19 protein-coding genes are annotated in these 22,258 nt (G+C 70.7%); 7 read left to right on the top strand and 12 right to left on the bottom strand.

The features are described from left to right. Positions 1-167 precede the first annotated feature (167 nt). The gene (locus ACFT32_RS34855) at positions 168-1,193 is read left to right on the top strand and encodes an ATP-dependent 6-phosphofructokinase (protein WP_382497242.1); all 1,026 of its coding nucleotides are present in this window, start codon (positions 168-170) and stop codon (positions 1,191-1,193) included. A gap of 31 nt (positions 1,194-1,224) precedes the next feature. Here ACFT32_RS34855 and ACFT32_RS34850 read toward each other — a convergent pair whose 3' ends face one another. After that, positions 1,225-1,989, bottom strand: a complete 765-nt coding sequence (locus ACFT32_RS34850) for a helix-turn-helix domain-containing protein (RefSeq protein WP_382497240.1) — start codon at positions 1,987-1,989, stop codon at positions 1,225-1,227. Positions 1,990-2,158: 169 nt separating this feature from the next. On the opposite strand from ACFT32_RS34850, the gene ACFT32_RS34845 reads away from it, so the two are divergent. Further along, positions 2,159-2,617, top strand: a complete 459-nt coding sequence (locus ACFT32_RS34845; RefSeq protein WP_382497238.1) for a PPOX class F420-dependent oxidoreductase — start codon at positions 2,159-2,161, stop codon at positions 2,615-2,617. A 96-nt stretch (positions 2,618-2,713) separates the two neighbouring features. Here the strand turns inward: ACFT32_RS34845 and ACFT32_RS34840 are convergent, their stop codons facing one another. Further along, complete coding sequence (locus ACFT32_RS34840) at positions 2,714-3,499, bottom strand: IclR family transcriptional regulator (RefSeq protein WP_382497236.1); 786 nt, start codon at positions 3,497-3,499, stop codon at positions 2,714-2,716. A 186-nt stretch (positions 3,500-3,685) separates the two neighbouring features. Here ACFT32_RS34840 and ACFT32_RS34835 point away from each other — a divergent pair, with 186 nt between their 5' ends. Beyond that, positions 3,686-5,023: a gluconate:H+ symporter gene (locus ACFT32_RS34835; RefSeq protein ID WP_382497234.1), complete on the top strand. Its 1,338-nt coding sequence runs from the start codon at positions 3,686-3,688 to the stop codon at positions 5,021-5,023. 56 nt (positions 5,024-5,079) lie between these two features. Beyond that, the gene (locus ACFT32_RS34830) at positions 5,080-6,414 is read left to right on the top strand and encodes an enolase C-terminal domain-like protein (protein WP_382497232.1); all 1,335 of its coding nucleotides are present in this window, start codon (positions 5,080-5,082) and stop codon (positions 6,412-6,414) included. A gap of 439 nt (positions 6,415-6,853) precedes the next feature. On the opposite strand, the gene ACFT32_RS34825 is transcribed toward ACFT32_RS34830, so the two are convergent. From ACFT32_RS34825 to ACFT32_RS34805, 5 genes are all read right to left on the bottom strand, one after another. Further along, positions 6,854-7,693, bottom strand: a complete 840-nt coding sequence (locus ACFT32_RS34825; RefSeq protein ID WP_382497230.1) for a carbohydrate ABC transporter permease — start codon at positions 7,691-7,693, stop codon at positions 6,854-6,856. 4 nt (positions 7,694-7,697) lie between these two features. Further along, positions 7,698-8,618 carry a carbohydrate ABC transporter permease gene (locus ACFT32_RS34820; protein WP_382497229.1) on the bottom strand — a complete coding sequence of 307 codons (921 nt, stop codon included), beginning with the start codon at positions 8,616-8,618 and terminating at the stop codon, positions 7,698-7,700. Positions 8,619-8,628: 10 nt separating this feature from the next. Continuing rightward, positions 8,629-10,002 (bottom strand): extracellular solute-binding protein, encoded by a 1,374-nt coding sequence (locus tag ACFT32_RS34815; RefSeq protein ID WP_382497227.1) that lies wholly within the window; start codon positions 10,000-10,002, stop codon positions 8,629-8,631. A 114-nt stretch (positions 10,003-10,116) separates the two neighbouring features. Beyond that, the gene (locus ACFT32_RS34810; RefSeq protein ID WP_382497225.1) at positions 10,117-10,815 is read right to left on the bottom strand and encodes a response regulator; all 699 of its coding nucleotides are present in this window, start codon (positions 10,813-10,815) and stop codon (positions 10,117-10,119) included. Next, entirely contained in the window at positions 10,812-12,482 is a 1,671-nt protein-coding gene (locus ACFT32_RS34805; RefSeq protein ID WP_382497223.1) for an ATP-binding protein, read from the bottom strand. Before ACFT32_RS34805 ends, ACFT32_RS34810 begins: the two co-directional genes overlap by 4 nt. A gap of 177 nt (positions 12,483-12,659) precedes the next feature. Between ACFT32_RS34805 and ACFT32_RS34800 the strand changes: the two genes are divergently transcribed. Beyond that, on the top strand, positions 12,660-14,051 hold the full coding sequence (locus ACFT32_RS34800) for a cation:dicarboxylate symporter family transporter (protein ID WP_382497221.1): 1,392 nt from the start codon (positions 12,660-12,662) through the stop codon (positions 14,049-14,051). A gap of 233 nt (positions 14,052-14,284) precedes the next feature. After that, positions 14,285-15,802, top strand: a complete 1,518-nt coding sequence (locus ACFT32_RS34795; RefSeq protein ID WP_382497219.1) for an AAA family ATPase — start codon at positions 14,285-14,287, stop codon at positions 15,800-15,802. Between the two features lie 6 nt (positions 15,803-15,808). Here ACFT32_RS34795 and ACFT32_RS34790 read toward each other — a convergent pair whose 3' ends face one another. The 4 genes from ACFT32_RS34790 to ACFT32_RS34775 form a co-directional block, all read right to left on the bottom strand. Then, entirely contained in the window at positions 15,809-16,030 is a 222-nt protein-coding gene (locus ACFT32_RS34790) for a ferredoxin (RefSeq protein WP_382497217.1), read from the bottom strand. A gap of 4 nt (positions 16,031-16,034) precedes the next feature. Further along, complete coding sequence (locus tag ACFT32_RS34785) at positions 16,035-17,276, bottom strand: cytochrome P450 (RefSeq protein WP_382497215.1); 1,242 nt, start codon at positions 17,274-17,276, stop codon at positions 16,035-16,037. Positions 17,277-17,339: 63 nt separating this feature from the next. Then, positions 17,340-18,230 (bottom strand): DUF4097 domain-containing protein, encoded by an 891-nt coding sequence (locus tag ACFT32_RS34780; protein ID WP_382497213.1) that lies wholly within the window; start codon positions 18,228-18,230, stop codon positions 17,340-17,342. Between the two features lie 115 nt (positions 18,231-18,345). Further along, positions 18,346-18,876, bottom strand: coding sequence for a toxin-antitoxin system HicB family antitoxin (locus ACFT32_RS34775; protein WP_382497211.1), 531 nt, complete (start codon positions 18,874-18,876; stop codon positions 18,346-18,348). Positions 18,877-19,094: 218 nt separating this feature from the next. On the opposite strand from ACFT32_RS34775, the gene ACFT32_RS34770 reads away from it, so the two are divergent. Continuing rightward, entirely contained in the window at positions 19,095-21,344 is a 2,250-nt protein-coding gene (locus ACFT32_RS34770) for an MMPL family transporter (RefSeq protein WP_382497210.1), read from the top strand. On the opposite strand, the gene ACFT32_RS34765 is transcribed toward ACFT32_RS34770, so the two are convergent. After that, positions 21,341-22,258: an aldo/keto reductase gene (locus ACFT32_RS34765; protein ID WP_382497208.1), complete on the bottom strand. Its 918-nt coding sequence runs from the start codon at positions 22,256-22,258 to the stop codon at positions 21,341-21,343. The two genes, ACFT32_RS34770 and ACFT32_RS34765, sit on opposite strands and share 4 nt — an antisense overlap.

The raw sequence follows: 22,258 nt of genomic DNA, 5'->3' as shown, positions 1-22,258 counted from the left end.
TATGGGGACGTCGAAAAATCGCCCATCGAGGTGAGCGGAACCGCCTTGACAATACCTCCGCCGATGGATAAGGCGCCCGTCAGAGCCGGGTACCCCGCCGGGCTGGGGAGCGTGAAACAATCGGCAGAAGCTCACCGGTGTCAACAGCGAGCAGGAGACACAGCACGATGCGTATCGGAGTTCTCACCGCAGGCGGCGACTGCCCCGGCCTGAACGCCGTGATCCGGTCGGTCGTGCACCGGGCGGTCGACAATTACGGCGACGAGGTCATCGGCTTCGAGGACGGTTACTCGGGCCTGCTGGACGGCCGCTACCGCGCCCTCGATCTGAACGCGGTCAGCGGCATCCTGGCCCGCGGCGGCACCATCCTGGGGTCGTCCAGGCTGGAGCGCGACCGGCTCCGCGAGGCCTGCGAGAACGCCTCCGACATGATCCACGAGTTCGGCATCGACGCGCTGATCCCGATCGGCGGCGAGGGCACGCTGACGGCCGCGCGCATGCTGAGCGACGCGGGCCTGCCCGTCGTGGGCGTCCCCAAGACGATCGACAACGACATCTCCTCCACGGACCGCACCTTCGGCTTCGACACGGCGGTGGGGGTCGCCACCGAGGCGATGGACCGTCTGAAGACGACCGCCGAGTCCCACCAGCGGGTGATGGTGGTGGAGGTCATGGGCCGGCACGCCGGGTGGATCGCGCTGGAGTCCGGCATGGCGGCGGGTGCGCACGGCATCTGTCTGCCGGAGCGTCCGTTCGATCCGGCCGATCTCGTCAAGATGGTCGAGGAGCGCTTCGCCCGCGGCAAGAAGTTCGCGGTCATCGCCGTCGCCGAGGGTGCCCACCCCGCGGACGGCACCATGGACTACGGCAAGGGCGCGATCGACAAGTTCGGCCACGAGCGCTTCCAGGGCATCGGCGCGGCACTCGCCCATGAGCTGGAGCGCCGGCTCGGCAAGGAGGCCAAGCCGGTCATTCTCGGCCACGTCCAGCGCGGCGGCTCACCGACCGCCTACGACCGGGTGCTCGCCACGCGGTTCGGCTGGCACGCGGTGGAGGCGGCGCACCAGGGTCGCTTCGGCCGGATGACCGCGCTGCGCGGGACGGACATCGTGATGGTGCCGCTCGCGGAGGCCGTGACCGAGCTGAAGACGGTGCCGAAGGACCGGATGGACGAGGCCGAGTCGGTGTTCTAGCCGGTCTTCCGGACGAGGCCGAGTCGCGGTTCTAGGCGCCGGTGCCCCCGGCCGGGCTTTGCTGGATTCTCGTCCAGAAGTGCTCGACGATCCGGTCGAGGAAGTCGCGGGCGGTGCCGCCCGCGTCGCCGCTGCCGCCGCCCCAGCTCAGGGTGGCGGCCATATGGCCCTGGTAGTCCTCGTGCAGTGCCCGCAGGGCGCCCTCCAGGAACGGCCGGTCCAGGGGTACGAGTTTGGCCACCGGGCGCACATAGGCCTGCCAGCGGGTGCTGACCGCGCTGCGCAGCAGTTCGCCGAGCTTGGCGTTCCGGCCCGTGACGGCGACGAAGTCACGCAGACACAGGCCGAGTATGTCGGCGAGGGCGCCGGACTGGCGCTCCGAGCCGCGCCAGGTGTCGGTCTCCTCCATGCGCAGATACGCGTGGACCTCGTGCCCCACGGCCCGGGCCACGTCCTCCGGGGCGAGGCAGCGGGCGATGCGGTGCTCGCGCAGGGTGCGGGGTCTGCCGATGAGTTCTCCGGGGGAGCACCACAGCACGCCTGCGAGAGCGGTGAGTTCCGAGTTGGACGGGGCCGAGGCCCCGCGCTCCCAGTCGATGACGTGGTCCGGGGTGACGCGGGGGTGTCCGTACGAGACGCGCATGCCGTGGGCGACGTGCTCGGGCGTCATGCCGAGGGCCGCGCGCAGGCGGCGGGCGGCCGGGGCGTTGAAGGGCGGGGCCGTCGGGGCGGACGGGGGATGGGGAGTGGGGGTGGTCTGGCCAGGGCGGGCTGAAGGTCGGCGCACGCGCCACAAGCTAGGGGGACGGAGGTGCGCTGACTACGGTCTGTTCGGCCAGGATCACGGATTGTAGGAAGCTACGGCTACCAGCGGGTTCGGCCGGGGCCGAAGATCGGCTTGTCGGTCGGGGCGGGTTGGGGGTAGGGATGACCCCGGGCCCGATGATCATGGGTCCGGAAAGGCAGTGACTGACGTGAACGGCAAGCTCAACGGGCATATTCGCGAGCGACTTCTCGCGCCGAACTTCTGGCATCTCGCGACGGTGGGGGCCGACGGGGCGCCTCAGGTGTCGCCCATGTGGGCGGACATCGAAGACGGGTTCGTCATGGTCAACACCTCGATCGGGCGGGTGAAGGAGGAGAATCTGCGGCGCAATCCGTACGTTTCGCTGTCTCATCACGACCCGGAGAACCCGTACGACCGGGCCGAGATCCGGGGGAAGGTCGTCCGCTTCGTGGAGGGCGAGGAGGCGGAGCGGGGCATGGACCGGCTGACGCGCAAGTACCTCGGACAGGACCGGTATCCGTGGATGCTGCCCGGCGAGCGCCGGGTGATGCTGCTGATCGAGCCGACGCGGGTGCGGACGCTCGAAGGGGTGGAGCCGTTCCGGGCGGGGGTCCTGCCGGACGGGGCGACCGGCTGAGCGGGGTGTGTGCCTGAGTCCGGGTTTGGGCTTTGTGGAGAAGGTGCTGGTCACGATCGTGTGGCCGGCACCTTCTTGTGGGGTGGGCTGTGCGTCTTACCGCCAGTCCACGCCCGAGACCGGTGGCAGTTGTGACTCGATCTTCGCTCGGACCTCCTGCATCACGGACACGATGCGGGTCTCGTGCTCCGGGGTCAGCCGGGCCACCGGGACCGAGCAGCTGATCGCGTCGACCGCCGGTGTTCCGTAGCGCAGGGCGAAGCCGAAGCCGGCGATGCCCGGCACCGTCTCCTCGCGGTCGATGGAGTAGCCGCGCTCGCGCACCCGGGCCAGGTCGGCCAGCAGGGCGGCGCGGTCGGTGTGCGTGTTCTCCGTGAGGCCCGTCAACGGGCCTTTGCTCAGGGGTAGTTCGTCGTCGGCGCGCTCGGCGAGCAGCGCCTTGCCCAGCGCGCCGGCGTGGGCCGGGACGCGGCGGCCGACCCGGCTGATGGTGCGCAGATACTCGTGGGACTCGCGGGTGGCGAGGTAGACGACGTCCCGGCCGTCGAGCCGTGCCATGTGGATCGTCTCGCCGAGCGCGTCCGACGCCTCGTCCAGGTACGGCCTGACCACCCGGATGCTGCGGTCCCCGTCGAGATAGCCGGTGCCGGTGAGCAGCGCGCGGATCCCTATGCCGTAGAGGGAGCCGGTGGCGTCGGTGCGGACCCAGCCGGAGTCGACGAGGGTCTGGAGCAGCTGGTACATGCTGCTGCGCGGCACGTCGAGGTCCTCCGCGAGCTGGTCGAGGCGCGAGGGCTGCTCGCCCCGCTCCGCGAGCAGTTCCAGCAGCGCGACGGTTCTGGCCGCCGACTTCACGCCGCGGACGCCTCTGCTCTCCTGCATGGGCTCATCGTAGGTCCGCGTCGATCGCGCTCATCAATCTGTGATCGCCCGGGGCATTGACCCGTCCCGTTCACGCACTTAGCCTCCATCTGCATACGTGGACGCCATCTGCATACAGGGATGAGAGCCCCCCAGTTCAGAGCTCCCACCAGTTCAGAGCTCCCACCAGTTCAAAGGGGAACTGCCTTGCCGCTGCTCGTCGTCGGGATCAGTGTCGTGATCCTGCTCCTCCTCATGACCAGGCTGAGAATGAACGGCTTCGCGGCGCTGCTGCTGGTCGCGGTCGGTGTCGCGCTCGTCCGGGGAATTCCCGTGGCGACCATCCCGGACGTCCTCTCCGAGGGCATCGGGGACCAGATCGGCGACACCATGCTGACCATCGGGCTCGGTGCCATGGTCGGCCGGGTGATGGGGGACTCGGGCGCCGCACAGCGCATAGCCGGCAAGCTCCTCGACGCCTTCGGCCCGCGGTGGGTCCAGGTGGCCATGGTGGTCACATCCATGCTCATCGGCGTGACCATGTTCTACGAGGTCGCGTTCGTCATCATCGTGCCCATCGCGTTCACGCTGGTCAGGGTCACCGGTGCGAAGCTGCTGTGGGTCGGGCTGCCGATGTCCATCGCCCTGTCCACCATGCACAGCTTCCTTCCGCCGCACCCCGGCCCCACCGCCGTCGCCGCGACCTTCCACGCCTCCGTCGGACTGACGCTGTTCTACGGCCTGTTCATCGCCGTACCCGCGGGTGCGCTCATCGCCCTCACCTGGCCGCGTCTTCCGTTCGTCGCCCGGATGACGCCCGCCATCCCCAAGGGCCTGGTCAGTGAGCGCGAGTTCAGTGAGGAGGAGATGCCGGGGCTCGGGTGGTCGCTGTTCGTGGCGCTGTTCCCCGTGGTGCTGATCGTGGCCGCGGCTGTGACCGACATGGCCGCCTCGGGGGACAGCCCCCTGCTGCATGTCGTGGCCTTCATCGGGTCGGCGCCCATCGCCCTGCTGTTGACCCTGTGCCTGGCGATCTGGGTGTTCGGGCCGCGGATCGGGCGGAGCCTGAGCGACGTCGGGGCCTCCTGTGCGTCGGCGGCCCAGGCGATGGCGATGATCCTGCTGGTGATCGGTGCGGGCGGGGCCTTCAAGAACGTCCTCGTCGAGGGCGGTATCTCCGACTACATCAAGGACGTCACCGACGGCTGGTCCGTCTCGCCGATCGTCCTCGCCTGGCTCGTGGCGGTCATCCTCCGTATCGCGCTCGGCTCGGCCACGGTCGCCGTCGTCACGGCCTCGGGTGTGGCGCTGCCGCTGCTGGCGGGCGGTGGGGTGCACCCGGAGGTGATGGTGCTCGCCGTGGCGTGTGGCTCCATCGCGTTCTCGCACGTGAACGACCCCGGGTTCTGGCTGTTCAAGGAGTACTTCAACCTGTCCGTCGTCGAGGCGATCAAGGTGCGTACGTCCTATACGACGGTGCTTGCCGTGCTCGGGCTGGGGGGTGTGCTCGCGGTCGAGTGGGCGCTGGACGTTTTTGGGCTGTAGGCCGATTCATCCGGTTGTAGACCGATTCATCCATGAGGCAAGGGACTTGGACCAGCATGAGCAGCAGTCAGCCGACCGTCACCGCGTTCGCCGTCTACCCCGTCGCCGGGCGGGACAGTATGGAGCTGAACCTCTCCGGTGCGCACGGGCCGTACTTCACCCGCAACGTCGTCGTGCTCACCGATTCCGAGGGGCGTACGGGGCTGGGGGAGGTGCCCGGCGGGGAGAAGATCACGCGGACGCTGCGGGACGCCGAGTCGCTCGTCGTCGGGGCCAAGGTGGGGGACTACCAGCGGGTGCTGCGGGAGATCGGGGAGCGGTTCGCCGACCGTGACGCCGGGGGGCGGGGCGCCCAGACGTTCGATCTGCGGACCACGGTTCATACGGTGACCGCGGTGGAGTCGGCGCTGCTCGATCTGCTCGGGCAGCACCTCGATGTGCCCGTCGCGGCGCTGCTGGGGGACGGGCAGCAGCGGTCCTCCGTGCGGGTGCTGGGTTATCTCTTCTACGTGGGTGATCCGGACCGGACCGATCTGGAGTATGTCCGGGAGCCGGACTCGGATGTGGACTGGTACCGGGTGCGGCACGAGGAGGCGTTGTCGCCGGGGGCGATCGTGCGGCAGGCGGAGGCGGCGTACGACCTGTACGGGTTCCGGGACTTCAAGCTCAAGGGGGGTGTGCTGGAGGGGTCGGAGGAGGTCGCGGCGGTGCGGGCGCTGAAGGCGCGGTTTCCCGAGGCGCGGGTCACGCTCGATCCGAACGGGGCGTGGTCGTTGCGTGAGGCGGTTGAGCTGTGCCGGCCGCTGGTGGGGACGCTGGCGTATGCCGAGGATCCGTGTGGGGCGGAGGGGGGATACTCCGGGCGGGAGGTCCTCGCGGAGTTCCGCCGTGCGACCGGGTTGCCTACGGCGACGAACATGATCGCTACGGACTGGCGGCAGCTGGCGCATGCGTTGGCTCTTCAGTCGGTGTCGATTCCGTTGGCCGATCCGCACTTCTGGACGATGCGGGGGTCGGTTCGGGTGGCGCAGTTGTGCAACGCGATGGGGTTGACGTGGGGGTGCCACTCGAACAACCACTTCGACATCTCGCTGGCGATGGTGACGCACTGTGGGGCGGCGGCTCCGGGGGAGTACAACGCGCTGGACACGCACTGGATCTGGCAGGAGGGGCTGGAGCGGCTCACTGTTTCTCCGCCGCGCATTGTGGGTGGGGAGGTCGCGGTTCCGGATGCTGCGGGGCTGGGGGTGCGGGTTGATATGGACCGGCTTCTCGCGGCGCATGAGCTGTATCGGGAGAAGGGGCTGGGGGCGCGGGACGATGCGGTGGGGATGCGGTATCTGGTTCCGGGGTGGGAGTTCGACGGCAAGCGGCCGTGTTTGGTGCGGTGAGCGGCGGGCGGGTGCCTGCGGCGCCTGTGCGGGTGGGGTGGGGGTGCGCGTAGCGCCTATTCGCCGGGTGGTGGGTCGGGGCCGCGCCGGGGGGTGTCCGTCCTCGGAACGTCGCGATGGGGTCGGACGCCGACTGACTGTTCGTTGACGCGACAACCGCTGCGGGCGGACACCCCCCGACACGTCCCCTTGCGTGAGCCGGCGGGTGCGGGCGCGTTCGGCTCAGCGCCGTGCGGCCCACCTGCGCTCGCACGCCCCGCGGGCGCTGGCCACGGGCGCCAGCCCCGCCTAGCTGCGGGCAATCGTGCCGCTAAGGGCGGCACGGGTGGGCGCAGCGGCACCCCGTTCCGCCGGGTTGCGGACCCACCCGGCCTCAGCAACGACGCCGGGCTCCTCGTCGCGCCGAATTGTGCATCCGCCCGGCCCGGCCACAACACGCTCAGCCCTTGACCGCCCCGCCCAGTGCGAAGCCTCCTCCCAGGCGGCGGGCTATCAGGACGTACAGCAGGATCACGGGGGTCGAGTAGATGATGGAGAACGCGGCCAGTTGGCCGTACGCCACCATGCCCCGGTTGCCGAAGAAGTCGTTGATGCTGACCGACGCCGGCATCTGGTCGGGGGTGAGCAGGAGCATGAAGGGGACGAAGAAGTTGCCCCACATCATGACGAAGGAGAAGACCGTCACGACGGCCACGCCGGGGCCCATGAGGGGCAGGACGATGCGGAGCAGGGACTGGAGGGGGCTCGCTCCGTCGGTCCAGGCGGCCTCTTCGAGTTCCTTGGGGACGCCGTCCATGAAGTTCTTCATCAGCCAGATGGCGAAAGGCAGTTGGGACGCGGCGAAGAAGAAGATCGTGCCCTGCATGGTGTCGATCAGGTCCACCTGAACGAAGAGCGCGTAGACCGGGACCATGATCGCCGTGATGGGCAGGCTGGTGGCGAAGAGGATCGTCAGCAGGAACGGGCGGTTGAAGCGGGAGCGGAAGCGGGAGAGCGGGTAGGCCGCGAGGGCGGCGGAGGCCACGGTCAGAAGGGTCGCGCCGCCGCACAGGAGCAGGCTGTTGAGGAGGGGGGTGAAGGTGATCTCGGGGGTCAGGATCGCGTCGAAGTTGTCCAGGGTGAGGCCGTCGGGAGCCTTCACCCGCAGGCCCGCGTGGGGGTCGAGGGAGGACAGGACCACCCAGGCCAGGGGGAGCACGAAGGCCGCGGCGACCACCAGGAGCCCCGCGTCGGCCGCCAGACGGCGGGTCGTGCGGCGGGAGGAGAGGGTGTGGGCCATGCGGTCAGACCTCCGTGCGGAGCAGGCGCAGGTAGACCAGGGAGAACAGGGAGCCGACCAGCAGGAGCAGCAGGGCGACCGCCGTGCCGTAGCCGATCAGGCTGTTCTGGAAGGCCTGTTCGTACATGAAGAGGGGGAGCGTCTGGCTTCTGCCGCCGGGGCCGCCCCTGGTCATGACCCAGATCAGGCCGAAGACCGAGAGGGTCTGGAGAGTGTTGAGCATCAGGTTGGTGCCGATGGAGCGGCGGATCATCGGCAGGGTGATGTGCCAGAGGCGGCGCCAGCCGCCCGCGCCGTCGACCTCGGCCGCCTCGGTGATCTCCTTGGGGATCTCGTTCAGGGCCGCCGAGTAGACCAGCATGGAGAAGGCCGTACCGCGCCAGACGTTCGCGAACGACACCGCCAGGATCGGGAGCGTGAACAGCCAGTTCTGGGAGGGCAGGTGCAGCCAGTCCAGGATGGCGTTCAGGGTGCCCTCGCGGCGGAAGAAGGCGTAGAGCAGGAAGCCCGCCACCACCTCCGGCAGGACCCATGCCGTGACGACGATGCCGCCGGTGAGCGTGCGGACCGGTTTCGACGCGCGCTGCATCAGTGCCGCCAGGGCCAGGCCCAGCGTGTTCTGTCCGATGAGGGAGGAGAGGACGGTGAACACCAGGGTCAGCCATACGGCGTTCAGGAACGCCTCGTCCCGGAAGGCCCGGGTGAAGTTGTCGAGGCCGACGAACGACTCCTGGGCCTGGCCGGTCAGCTGGAGGTCGGTGAAGGCGATGTAGACGCAGTAGGCGATCGGGCCGGCCAGGAAGAGGAGCAGGAGGACGACCGCGGGGGTCAGGGGCAGGACGCGTAGCGGCAGGCGGGGGCCGTGGTTCGGGTGCGTGTCCTTGAGAGCTTTGGTGGGGCTCGGGTGTGGGGCGGTGGTGGTCATCGGGGCGCGCTCACCGTTCGGCCACCTGGTTGTCCGTCGCGTCCTTCAGGGCGTCCGTGTAGCCGCGTGCCGACTCGTCCACCGATGTGTCGCCTGTCGTGACGCCTTCCATCGCCTCCTGGATCGCCACCGAGACCTTGGGGTAGGCCGGGTAGGCGGGGCGGTAATGGGTGTTGGCCACGAGGTCCGTGAAGAACTTGATGCCGGGCTGGGCCGTGGCGTACGCGGGGTCCTTCGCCACGTCCTCGCGGACCGCGATGCCGGAGTTGGCGACGTACCACTTCTGCGCGTTGGCCTTGGTCTGCATCGTCTTGATGAACTCGAACGCCAGATCCGGGTTGCCCGCCTTGGCCGGGATCGACCAGGTCCAGCCGCCGGACATGCTCACCTTGCCGGGCGCCTGGCCGTTCTGGGTCGGCATGGCGGCCAGGCCCAGCTTCTGTGACCACTCGGGCCACTCGTGGCCGCTGCCGGACAGCCAGTCCTGCGGCAGCCAGGAACCGTCGAGGGCGATGCCGAGCTTGCCCTGCGGGAGCCACTCGCCGCGGACCCGGGTCATGACGTTCGGGTCGAGCGCGTCGGAGACGTCCGGGCCGAGCTTCTCCTTGTAGACCGTTTCGACGAAGGAGAGCGCGTCCTTGAAGCCCTGGCCGCCGGCGAGCCACTTCTTGCTCGACTTGTCGTAGAGGGGGTCCGTGGTGCCGTCGTTCGTGCCGTAGAGCAGCATCTCGAAGGTCTGCATGGTGGCGGCCTCGCCGACCGGCTTGCCCGTGTAGATGTTGAGCGGGATCGAGTCGGGGACCTTGCGTTTGATGGTGCGGGCGGCTGTGAGGATGTCGTTCCAGGTCTTCGGCTGCCAAGTCGCGGGGAGGCCCGCCTTCTTGAAGATGTCCTTGTCGAACCAGAGGCCGCGGGTGTCGGTGCCGTCGGGGACGCCGTACGTCTTGCCGTCCTCGCCCTTGGCCGCCGCCTTCGCCGTGTCGATGAACTTGTTCCAGTCCGGCCACTTGGCGAGATAGGGGTCGAGGGGCTTGAGATAGCCGCTGGTGATGTCCGAGTTGATGAGGAACGTGTCCTCGTAGACCAGGTCGGGGGCGGTCTTGGGGGAGCGGAGCATCTGCTGGAGCTTGGTGTAGTACTCCGAGTCCGGGGCCTTGATCGGGACGAGCTCGACCTTCTTGCCCGGGTGGGCCTTCTCGAACTGCTTCTTGATGTCCGCGAGATAGGTGTCCATCACCTTGATGGAGTTGTCCGTGGACTGTTTGAAGGAGATCTTCACGGTGTCCGGGTCGCTGCCGGAGCCCCCGCCGCAGGCGGTGAGGGCGGTCGCGGCGAGGGCCAGGGCGAGGAAGGGTGTGAGGGCGGCGGTGGGGCGCACGGGCACGACCTCCTACGGGCGCACTTCTTTGTGGCCGGGACGGCTGCGTCGTGAACCTAAGTTGAGTGGTCTAGTCAGGTCAATGCGTGTGCGGTGGTTTGATCGGCGTACGGTGAACCGTCATTGACCCGTGACCCAGCGGTACTGCAACTCCGGGCGCCCCACCGTGCCGTACTGCGGGCGGCGGGCCGCGCGGCCCGCGTCCACCAGATGTTCGAGATAACGGCGGGCCGTGATGCGGGAGATGCCCACCGTCTCCGCCACACCGGCGGCCGTGAGGCCCTCCGCGCTGTCCCGCAGTGTCACCGTCACCCGCTCCAGCGTCGGCGCGCTCAGCCCCTTGGGCAGCGCGGCCGGGCCGGGGGCGCGCAGGGCCGCCAGGGCCCGGTCCACCTCGTCCTGGCCGCTCGCCTCGCCGACCGACGCGTGGAACTCGGCGTACCGCACGAGGCGGTCCCGCAGCGTCGCGAAGGTGAACGGCTTCAGGACGTACTGCACGACGCCGAGCGAGACGCCCTCGCGTACGACGGCCAGGTCGCGCGCCGAGGTCACCGCGATGACGTCCGCGTGGTGGCCGGCGGCTCTGAGGGACCGGGCGAGATGCAGACCGTGCACGTCCGGCAGGTGCAGGTCGAGCAGGAGGAGGTCCACCGGGGTGCGCTCCAGGGCCCGGCGGGCCTCCGCGCCCGTGTGCGCCTTGCCCACGGCCACGAACCCGGGGACCCGGCCGACGTACAGGACATGGGCGTCGGCGGCCACCGGGTCGTCCTCCACCACCAGGACCCGGATGGCGTTCGCGTGCGTCGTGTCGCTCGTCATGCGGGGCCTCCAGAGCCCTCGGACACCGGGCCTCCGGATGTCACGCCCGCGGCGACCGCGCCGGACTCCCGCAGCGGCAGCCGTACCTCGAACTCCGCCCCGCCCCCGTCGGCCTCCGTCACCGACAGCGTCCCCTCGTGCCGCTGCGCCGCCTGCCGTACGAGGGCCAGTCCGAGACCCCGTCCGCCCGGGCCGGACGGCTTCGTCGTAAAGCCCCGCTGGAAGACCGCCTCGGCGTGCTCCGGGTCGACGCCCGGGCCCGTGTCGGAGACCCGCAGCACCAGCTCGGGGCAGTCCTCGGTGTCCCGGGTGTACGCCGCCACCGCCACCCGCGCCCGCACGCTGCCCTGTGCCGCGTCCACGGCGTTGTCGATCAGGTTGCCGAGGATGGTCACCAGGTCACGCGCCGGGAGCGTCTCGGGCAGCAGGCCGTCGTCCAGGCTGCTGTCCTCCGACACCATCAGCTCCACGCCCCGCTCGTTCGCCTGGGCCGTCTTGCCCAGCAGCAGTGCCGCCAGCACCGGCTCGCTCACCGCCGCCACGACCTGGTCGGTCAGCGCCTGCGCCAGCTCCAGCTCGGCCGTCGCGAAGTCCACCGCCTCCTCCGCCCGGCCCAGCTCGATCAGCGAGACGACCGTGTGCAGCCGGTTCGCCGCCTCGTGCGCCTGCGAGCGCAGCGCCTGCGTGAAGCCGCGTTCCGAGTCCAACTCGCCCATCAGTGACTGGAGTTCGGTGACATCGCGCAGGGTGACGACCGTACCGCGCCGCTCGCCGCCCGACACCGGGGAGGTGTTGATGACCAGGACCCGCGACGCCGTCAGATGCACCTCGTCCACCCGCGGCTCCGACGCCAGCAGCGCGCCCGTCAGCGGGGCGGGGAGCCCGAGCTCGGCCACCGACCTGCCCACCACGTCCCCCTCCACGCCGAGCAGCTCACGCCCCCCGTCGTTGATCAACGCCACACGGTACTGCCCGTCCAGCATCAGCAGCCCCTCCCGTACGGCGTGCAGGGCGGCCTGGTGGTAGTCGTGCATCCGGCTGAGCTCGGCCGCGTTCATCCCGTGGGTGTGGCGGCGCAACCGGGCGTTGACAACATAGGTGCCGATGGCGCCCAGGGCCAGCGCCCCGGCAGCGACGCCCAGCAGGGCCGTGACCTGGCTCTGCACGCGCTCGCTGATCGCCTCGACCCGTATGCCCGCGCTGACCAGGCCGACGATCTGCTTGCCGTTGTTGATCGGGGTGACCGCGCGGACCGACGGGCCGAGGGTGCCGGTGTAGGTCTCGGTGAAGGTCTCGCCCCTCAGGGCCCGCTCGGTGTGGCCCTGGAAGGTCTGGCCGATCTGGTCCGGGTCGGGATGCGTCCAGCGGATGCCCCGCGGATTCATGATCGTGATGAAGTCGACCTCGGTGTCCCGCATGACCTTCAGCGCGTACGGCTGGAGCTCCGCGGTCGGGTCGGAGGCGCGGGTCGCGGCCAGCACCGACGGGGAGTCGGCGACGGAGCGCGCCACGGCCCTGGCCTGGCGCTTCGCGGCCTCCTCGGCCTGGCTGCGGTCGCTGACATAGGTGAACAGTGCACATCCGGCCACGACGACCGCGATCAGCACCGCCTGCATGGCGAAGAGCTGGGCCGCCAGGCTGCGGGGTCGGGGGACGGAGAAGCGCATGTCGTCAGTCTGCCTCGTGGCTGATTGTGAACTAAATGAACGGAAGGGTGACCGCGCTCACAGAGCAGGACATAGTCACGGCATTCCCTATAACGCATCCCCGGGAGCCCCGCTCCCAGTTTTCCGGACGTGAGCCGCACGCCGGTGATGCCGACGACGTCGTCAAGGAGGGCCGCCGTGACCAGCGCAGCCGATACGGCACCTGCCGCACGCAAACCCAAGCGGGACCGCACCCACTATCTCTACATCGCGGTGATCATCGCGGTCGCTGCCGGTATCGCGGTGGGTCTGGCCGCACCGGACTTCGCTGTCGGGCTGAAGCCGATCGGCACGGGCTTCGTGAACCTGATCAAGATGATGATCTCGCCGATCATCTTCTGCACGATCGTGCTGGGCATCGGATCGGTCCGGAAGGCCGCCAAGGTCGGTGCCGTCGGCGGCATCGCCCTGGTCTACTTCACCGTGATGTCGCTGGTCGCGCTGGGCATCGGCCTGGTCGTCGGCAACATCCTGGAGCCGGGCACCGGCCTCGCGGTGACCGACGCGATCAAGGACGCCGGTCACGCGCAGATCGATTCCGAGGCCAAGGACACCACCGAGTTCCTGCTCGGGATCATCCCGACCACGATCGTCTCCGCCTTCACCAACGAGTCGGTCCTGCAGACCCTGCTGATCGCCCTGCTCGCCGGCTTCGCCCTGCAGGGCATGGGCTCGGCCGGCCAGCCGATCCTGCGCGGCATCGAGCACATCCAGCGGCTCGTCTTCCGCATCCTCGCCATGGTCATGTGGGCCGCCCCGATCGGTGCCTTCGGCGCCATCGCCGCCGTCACCGGTTCCGCCGGCGTGGACGCGCTCAAGAGCCTCGCCGTGCTGATGCTGGGCTTCTACGTCACCTGTTTCCTGTTCGTCTTCATCGTGCTCGGCGTCCTGCTGCGCGTCATCTCCGGCCTGAACATCCTCACGCTGTTCAAGTACCTGGGCCGGGAGTTCCTGCTGATCCTCTCCACCTCCTCCTCCGAGTCCGCGCTGCCGCGGCTCATCGCGAAGATGGAGCACCTGGGCGTCAGCAAGCCGGTGGTCGGCATCACCGTCCCGACCGGCTACTCCTTCAACCTCGACGGCACCATGATCTACATGACCATGGCCTCGCTGTTCATCGCCGACGCCATGGGCACGCCGATGTCCCTCGGCGAGCAGATCCCGCTGCTGCTCTTCCTGCTGGTCGCCTCCAAGGGCGCCGCCGGTGTCACCGGCGCGGGCCTGGCGACCCTGGCCGGTGGTCTGCAGTCGCACAAGCCGGCCCTGGTGGACGGCATCGGCCTCATCGTCGGCATCGACCGCTTCATGAGCGAGGCCCGCGCCCTGACCAACTTCGCCGGCAACGCCGTCGCCACCGTCCTGATCGGTACCTGGACGAAGGAGATCGACAAGGAGCGGGTCAACGAGGTCCTCGCCGGCCAGCTGCCCTTCGACGAGAAGACGCTGCTGGACGACGGCCACGGCGGCCCGTCCGACGAGCACGTCGAGGTGCCCGAGCAGGGCGGCGAGAAGGAGCTGGCGAAGACCTGACGGTCACGTCGCGCTCCGCGAGACTCCGGGCGGCTGGGCGTCCCCCCGTCGCTCAGCCGCCCGGTCCGTGAAACGCCGAGCGGACAGGTCCACCTCCCCTGGGACCTGTCCGCTCGGCGTCGCCGTTTCCGCCCCCCGCCCGTCACCCGCACGCCCAAATGCTTTGACCCGTCCGGACGTCGGGGCACAGGCTGGGACACCTTGGCCGCAGCGCGCACGCACGGAGGCGGGGCATGGGGGACTCACAGCACGTCGAGATCATGAGCTCGGACGAGTACGAGACGCGGTACGGGGCCGGACGGGAGGCGTCCGCGCTCTCCATGGAGCAGATCGGTGAGCTGTTCCAGGAGTTCCTGATGGCCGTGGCCCGGCCGAAGCGGCGGGACGACGACGGCAGCCGCGACCTCTCCAAGAGGCTCCGTGAGCATCTGGGCTCCACCCCGGGCGACCGGCCCGTGGTCAAGGCCGCCTATCCGCCGTACGACCTGCCCAATGTGCATCTCGCTCTGGAGCGCTGGTTCGAGGGGGCCGGGCGGTCGTACGAGCTCGTCGGCATGCGCGGTGCCCAGCATCACGGTGAGCTGACCCTCGGCGACATCCTCGAAGCGGCCGACCGCTACGACCGGTTCACCGTCGGCGCCGTCGACTACGCCCAGCTGCCCGTCTCGCCCGACGCGGAACTTGCCTGTGTCTCCTGCGGGTTCTATCTCGGGGCGGAGGACGACGAGCGGTTCGCCGTGCTGCTGCGCGGGCCGCAGGACGAGTACGGGCGCGACAAGGTGGAGATCGAGGTGCTGGCCGGGGAGAAGGAGTTCGCCGACCGGCTGCTCGCCGAGCTCGACACCCTCGTGCGCGAACTCAACATCTTCCGGGGCCAGGTCCTCTCCTTCGAGGGCTCGGAGTTCGGCCACGGCCTCGGACCGTTCCGCTTCCACCGCAGGCCCGGACTGGCCCGCGACGGCATCGTGCTCCCCGACGGGCTGCTGGAGCGCGTGGAGCGGCAGGTCGTGGGAGTGGCCCGGCGCCGTGCGCGACTGCGCGCGGCCGGCCAGCACCTGCGGCGCGGACTGCTGCTGTACGGCCCGCCCGGCACCGGCAAGACCCACACCATCCGGTATCTCCTCTCCCACCTCCCCGAGTTCACGGTCGTCGTGCTGTCCGGGACGAGCATCGACGCCATCGGGCCTGCGTGCGCCCTGGCCCGGATGCTCCAGCCGGCGCTGGTCGTCCTGGAGGACTGCGACCTGATCGCCGAGGCCCGCGACCACGGCGGTGGCGAGCAGCCGCTGCTCTTCCAGGTCCTGAACGAGATGGACGGCCTCGGCGACGACGCCGATGTCGCCTTCCTGCTCACCACCAACCGCGCCGACCTGCTGGAACCGGCCCTGGCCCAGCGCCCGGGGCGGGTCGACCTCGCCGTGGAGATCCCCCTGCCGGACGCCGAAGGGCGCGCCCGGCTGCTCGATCTGTACGGCTCCGGCCTCGGTCTCGGCAAGGAGATCACCGACGAGGTGGTGGCCCGCACGGAGGGCACGACGGCGTCCTTCACCCGGGAGCTGGTCCGCAGGTCCGTACTGATCTCCGCCGAGCGCGAGTCGGCCCGTACGGAGGCGGAGGACGTCCGCGCCGCCCTCGACGAGCTCCTTTCCGACCGCGACCGGCTGACCCGGCGCCTGCTCGGGGTGGCGGGCGCCGGGGACAGCGGTGATGCCGAGGACGCGGAGGAGTGGCAGGGCGACGACTTCGAGTAGGGCCCGTCAATCCGGGGTGCCGAGCGCGATGGCTCCGGCCGGGCAGAGGCCGGCGGCCATCCTGGCGGCGGCCCGGTGCTCGGGGGCCGGGTCGGGGCGCAGGAGCACCACCAGGCCCTCCTCGTCGTCCTGGTCGAAGACCTCGGGAGCCGTCAGGGCGCACATGCCGGCGCCGGCACAGCGCTCACGGTCGACCCCGATCCGCAGCGCCTCGCGTGGGTCGCTCATGGGGCTACTCCTCGTCCCAGGTGACGGGCAGGCTGACCACGCCGTAGATGTTGGCGTGTTCGCGCAGCGGCACCTCCTCGGGCGGCACCGCGAGGCGCAGGGTGGGGAAGCGGGCGAAGAGCGCGGGGAACACCACGGCCATCTCGACGCGGGCGAGCTGCTGGCCCAGGCACTGGTGGGCGCCGTGCCCGAAGGAGAGGTGCCCGGTGGCCTCGCGGCGGATGTCGAGCCGGTCGGGGTCGGGGAACCTGCGCGGGTCGCGGTTGGCGGCCTGCACGGAAACGGTCACCGTCTCGCCCGCCCTGATCAGCCGGCCCTCCACCTCGACGTCCTCGAGCGCCGAGCGCAGAATCGGGTCGGCCACGCTGAGGTAGCGCAGCAGCTCCTCCACGGCCTGCTCGGCGAGGCCGGGGTCGGCGCGCAGCGCGTCGAGCTGGTCGGGGTTGCTCAGCAGGGCGAAGGTGCCGAGTGCGAGCATGTTCGCGGTGGTGTCGAGCCCGGCGGCGAGCAGCAGCCCGCCGATTCCGGCCAGCTCCTCGTCGGTGAGGTCGGAGGTGGTCAGATCGCTGAGCAGGTCGTCGGTGGGTTCGGCGCGCTTGGCGAGGACCAGTTCGTTCAGGTACTGGAGCAGCGCCGCATAGGCGCCGCCCCTCGCCTCCGCGTCCGCCGCCTGGTCGAAGATGGTCGCCACCTGGCTCTGGAACCGTTCGCGGTCGGCGTACGGCACGCCTAGCAGCTCGCAGATCATGAGCGCGGGCACCGGCCGCGCCAGCGCCTCGACCAGGTCGGCCCCGGGCCCGGCCTGCTCCATGGCGTCCAGGCACTCGGTGGTGAACCGCTCGACGCGCTCGGTGAGCCGGCGCATGCGCCGGACGGTGAACTTACCGGTGAGCAGACGCCGGTAGCGGGTGTGCTCGGGGGCGTCGAGGCCGGTGATGTCGCCGACCGGGGCCGGCGGCAGCTCCGCCGGCATCCCGGGGACCGGTACCGGCATGTGCAGGAGCTCGTAGCGTGAGCTGAAGCGGCGGTCGGCCAGGATCGCGCGGGCCGCGGCGTGGCCGGTGGCCAGCCGGCCCGTGTGCCCGTCGGCATAGCGCAGAGGGCGCAGCGGTCGGTCGCTCAGCGCGGTGAGTTCGGCGGGCGGGTCGAAGGGGCAGCCGGTGTGCCGGTCGGTGGGCAGGGTGGGCGGCTCCTCGGCGGTGGCTCCGGCCGTGGTGGTGTCGGCGGCCGTCGGGTCGTACGGCATGCGGTCCTCCTGCGATCGTCGGGCGGGGTGTGCGTGGTCCGTAGCGGGTCGGGGCGGGTGAGGTCAGGCGCGGCGGATGACGATGTCGCCGGCCGAGGTCCGGGCGTGCACCTCGACGGTCTCGTCGGAGTCCGCGGGGCCGGCCGAGGAGCCGAGCGAGTTGCGCACCGTGCCGTACTTGGCGTTCAGGTCGAGCCAGGCGGCGGTGCCCTCGTGGATGCCCACTTCGAGGTCGCCGACGGAGGTGCGCAGTTCGATCCGGCCGCGCCTGGCGTCGCCGACGCGGATGCGGCCGTTGGAGGCCATCGCGTCGACCCCGGCGTGGGCGACGCCGATCTCGATCCGGCCGTTGGCGCACTTGGCGCCCACGTCGCCGTGTGCGATGCCGACGGAGATGTCGCCGTTGGCCGCGTTGGTCTTCAGCCCGCCGGTGACCTCGCCGACCTCGGTGGCGCCGTTGCCGTTCTTGACGGTCGCCGTGCCCGCGACCGTGCCGACCTCGACCCGGCCGGCGCCGGTGATCTCGATGTCCCCGGTCGAGCGGGCCAGGCGGATGTCGCCGTGGTCGGTCTTGAGGACGGCGCCGGCCGCCTCGTCGACCTGGAGGTCGCCGAGCGAGGTCTTGAGCGTGACGTCCCCGAAGCGGCCTTCGCAGAAGATGCCGCCCATGACCGAGGTGCCCCGGACGTCCGATCCCGCGGGCAGTTCGACGCTCACCTCGATGGCGCCCGGCTTGCCGAACAGGGACCGCTTCTTGGGCGTCCTGATCGTGAGGCGGCCGCCCGAGCAGGTGACCTGGGTCTGTTGCACGGCGCGTACGTCGTTGTCGTCGGAGCCGTTGCGCGGCAGCACTTCCACGACCGTGTCGGTGCGCTTTCCCGCGGTGATGCGGGCGGTGCCGGCCTCCAGCTCGAGGGTGACGGAGATCGGTTCGGGGGTGTCGAAAGCAGGCATGGCTGTCCCGTCCTCTTGGCTTGGGTGGATGGTCCCGCCGGTGAGGCGGGTGATGAGTGATGTCGGCGGGATCGGCGATCCGCCGGTGCGAATGGGGTGGGCGCGGCCGGGGGGGCTAGTGGACCCAGCCGGTGAGGCTCCGGCCGGCCGGGTCCTTGCCGTGGCCCTGCGGGCCGGCGCGCTCCCCGCCGTCGAGGGCGAGGGACACGGCCCGCACCAGCCAGGCGTTGACCGACAGGCCCTCGGCCGCCGCGGCCTCCTCGGTGCGGGTCTTGAGCTGGGCGGGCAGGCGCAGGTTGATCCGCGCCATGGTGCCGTCGTCGGCCTCCGCGGGCGGCGGTGGCGGCGCGGGCGCGGCGGGGGCCGCGACCGGCTCCCGCGCCTTCCGGAACGGCTCGGGGGCGTGCGGCGCCGTCACCACGAACTCCGGCTCGGATCCGCGCAGCCGCACATCGACCGAGCCCGGCGCCAGCTCCCGCGTGACCTCGCCCATGGCGGCGGACAGCGCGTCGAGGAGGGTCAGGCGGGCGGCGGACTCCAGTGGGGCGGTGAGCCGCTCGGCCAGGGCGCGGGCGTCGTCACCGCCGGCAGTCGCGGCGACCGCCAGCTCGCGCCGAAGGGTGTCGACGTAGGGCGTGAGGTCCATGACGCCATGATGGCACACGGATGACGCCATGGCGAGCCATTCTGGCTCTAGCTTGTGCAGAGTGCGTCTGACCTGCTCTTTCTCTCTAGGATTGAGGCGTTTCTGTGCCGTCGTGGTCATGAACGGGCTTGCGGGTGAGCCGAAGTGATGCCATGGTGGCGTCACTTCAGCGCCAAACCGTGGTGCCATCCCTCGCCCACCGACAGGAGTTCCCAGCCGTGGCTACCTTCCTTTACGAACTGGGCCGTCTCGCCTTCCGGCGCCGATGGCTGATGGCGTTGCTGTGGGTGGTGGTCCTCTTCGGTGCGGGCTTCGCCGCCTCCGCCGCCCCGGCGCCGCCCGCGGACACCTTCTCGATGCCCGGCACGGAATCGCAGAAGGCCTTCGACCTGCTGGAGAAGAAGTTCCCGGCCGCGAGCGCCGACGGTGCGAGCGCCCGGGTCGTGGTCCGTGCGTCCGAGGGCGCGAAGATCTCCGACCCCGAGCGGAAGGCCCATGTCGCAGCGCTGGTCGCGGAGTTGAGGAAGTCCCCGCAGGTCGCCTCGGTGAGCGACCCGTTCACGACGAGGGCGGTCAGCGAGGACGGCTCCACCGCCTACGCCATCGCCACCTACAAGGTCCCCGCCACCGAGGTCGGCGACAAGGCGCACGACGCCCTCGACGACGCACTGGCCAAGGCCCGTGACGCCGGCCTGACCGCGGAGGCCGGCGGCGACGCCGTGAAGATCGACGCCGCCATGAGCGGCACGGGCGAGAAGATCGGCATCCTGGTCTCCGCCGTGGTCCTGCTCCTCACCTTCGGCTCCGTGATCGCCGCCGGCATGCCCCTGCTCACGGCCCTGATCGGCGTCGGCGTCGGCATATCCGCGATCACGGCGCTCGGCGCCACGCTCGGACTGTCCAGCACCACATCGACCCTGGCGATGATGCTCGGCCTCGCCGTCGGCATCGACTACGCCCTGTTCATCGTCTCCCGCTACCGCGCCGAACTCACCGAGGGCCGCGACCGCGCCGATGCCGCGGGGCGGGCGGTCGGCACCGCGGGCTCCGCGGTCGTCTTCGCCGGGCTCACCGTCATCGTGGCCCTCGCGGGCCTGGCCGTGGTGAACATCCCGATGCTCACCAAGATGGGCCTGGCCGCCGCCGGAACCGTCGCCATCGCCGTCCTGGTCGCCCTCACCTTCGTGCCGGCGCTGCTCGGCTTCGCACCGGTCAAGGTCCTGCGCCGCCGGGACCGCCACCGGTTCTCCGGCAAGCCGCTCAGCGCCCGCCGGCAGCGCAAGGCCGACAAGCACGCCGCGAAGGACGCCACGCGCAAGCCCAACCTCGGCTCCCGCTGGGCCGGTTACGTCCTGCGCCACCCCGTCGCAGTCCTGCTCCTGGCCGTCCTCGGCCTCGGCGCGGTCGCCGTGCCCGCGGCCAGTCTGGAGCTCGGACTGCCCGGCGAGGGCACCATGGCCCCCGACACCACCCAGCGCAAGGCCTACGACCTGCTCTCGGACTCCTTCGGCCCCGGGTTCAACGGGCCGCTGACGATCACCGTGGAGGGCCCGGACGCCAAGGCCGCGGCCGACACCGTCGGCAAGCGGATCGCCGGCCAGGACGGCGTCGCCACCGTCACCCCGGCCACGCCCAACGAGGCCGGCGACACCGCGATCCTGAACGTCGTCCCGGACACCGGCCCCACCGACGCCGCGACCGAGGACCTGGTGCGCCATCTGCGCTCCCTCGCCGACGGCTTCCGGGCCGACACCGGCGCCGAGGTCCTGGTCACCGGCCAGACCGCGATGTTCATCGACTTCTCCGAGACCCTCGACGACGCGCTGCTGCCCTATCTCGCCCTGGTCGTGGGCCTGGCGTTCCTGCTGCTGATGGTGGTCTTCCGCTCGGTCCTCGTGCCGCTCAAGGCCGCGCTCGGCTTCCTGCTCTCGGTGACCGCCGCGCTCGGCGCCGTCGTCGCGGTCTTCCAGTGGGGCTGGCTCGCCGATGTCTTCGGCGTCGACCAGCCGAGCCCGATCATGAGCACGATGCCGATCTTCATGATCGGTGTGGTCTTCGGACTCGCCATGGACTACGAGGTGTTCCTGGTGACCCGCATGCGGGAGGCCTACGTCCACGGGGCGCGGCCCGCCGAGGCAGTCGTCACCGGCTTCCGCTACGGCGGCCGGGTGGTCGCCGCGGCCGCCGCCATCATGATCAGCGTGTTCTCCGGCTTCATCGTGGAGGACAACGACTTCGTGAAGATGATCGGCTTCGGCCTCGCGGCCGCGGTGCTCTTCGACGCCTTCCTGGTCCGTATGACGATCGTCCCCGCCCTGTTCGCTTTGCTCGGCAAGTCGGCCTGGTGGCTGCCGCGGTGGCTCGACCGACTGCTTCCGAACCTCGACGTCGAAGGCGCGAAGCTCTCCCGCACGGCCCCGGCCGGGCAGGTGGCGCCGCAGCGCCGCGCACCCGAACTGGTCGACTAGCGACCCGGGTCGGCCGTGACCGGCTCCGGCTCGGCGGCCTCGTCCAGGCGGGCCTGTTCCTCTTCGCCGAGGAGCAGGTCCGCCGCGGCCGCCGAGTCCCTGGCCGTCTCCGGCCGGCTCGAACCCGGGATCGGGATGACGGCAGGGGAGCGCGCCAGCAGCCAGGCCAGCCCGACCCGCTGGGGGCTGACACCGCGCTCCGCGGCCACGGCGTGGAAGGCGGCGAAGCGGTCCGCTCCCTCCGTCCGCGACGGCCCGTCCAGGGAGCTGCGGGCCAGCCCGCCCAGCGGACTCCACGGCAGGAACGCCAGCCCCAGTTCCGCGCACAGCCGCAGCTCCGGCTCGCTGTCCCGGACGGCGGGGGAGTACCGGTTCTGCACCGACACCAGCCGGTCGCCGAGGATCCCGCGCGCCCGGCGGATCAGGTCCGCGTCCGCGTTGGACACCCCGGCCAGCCGGATCGTGCCCGCGTCGAGCAGCTCCCGCAGGGCGCCGACCGACTCCTCGAACGGCACCGCGGGATCCGGCTTGTGGAGCTGGTAGAGGCCGATCGCCTCCACACCGAGGCGCTTTCGGGAGGCCTCGGCGGCGGCCTTGAGATGGCGCGGCCGGCCGTTCACCGTCCAGTCCCCGCCCGCCGGACGGCCGCGGCCGCCCTTCGTCGCGACCAGCACGCCCGAGGTGTCACCGCCGTATGTGGCGAGTGCCCGGGCCAGCAGGCGCTCGTTGTGGCCGGGCTCGGCGCCCGGCAGATGGTAGGAGTCGGCCGTGTCCAGGAGGGTCACGCCCGCGTCGAGCGCCGCGTGCACGGTGGCCAGGGCGCGCTTCTCGTCCGGCCGGCCTTCGAGGGACAGCGGCATCGCGCCGAGCCCGATCGCGCTCACCCGCAGTCCGCCCAGTGTCCTGTACCGCAT

The sequence above is a fragment of the Streptomyces sp. NPDC057002 genome (genome assembly GCF_042673825.1).
GTDB lineage: Bacteria > Actinomycetota > Actinomycetes > Streptomycetales > Streptomycetaceae > Streptomyces.
Note: the sequence above shows the minus strand (reverse complement) of the source record. Positions and strands in the feature narration are given on the sequence as shown.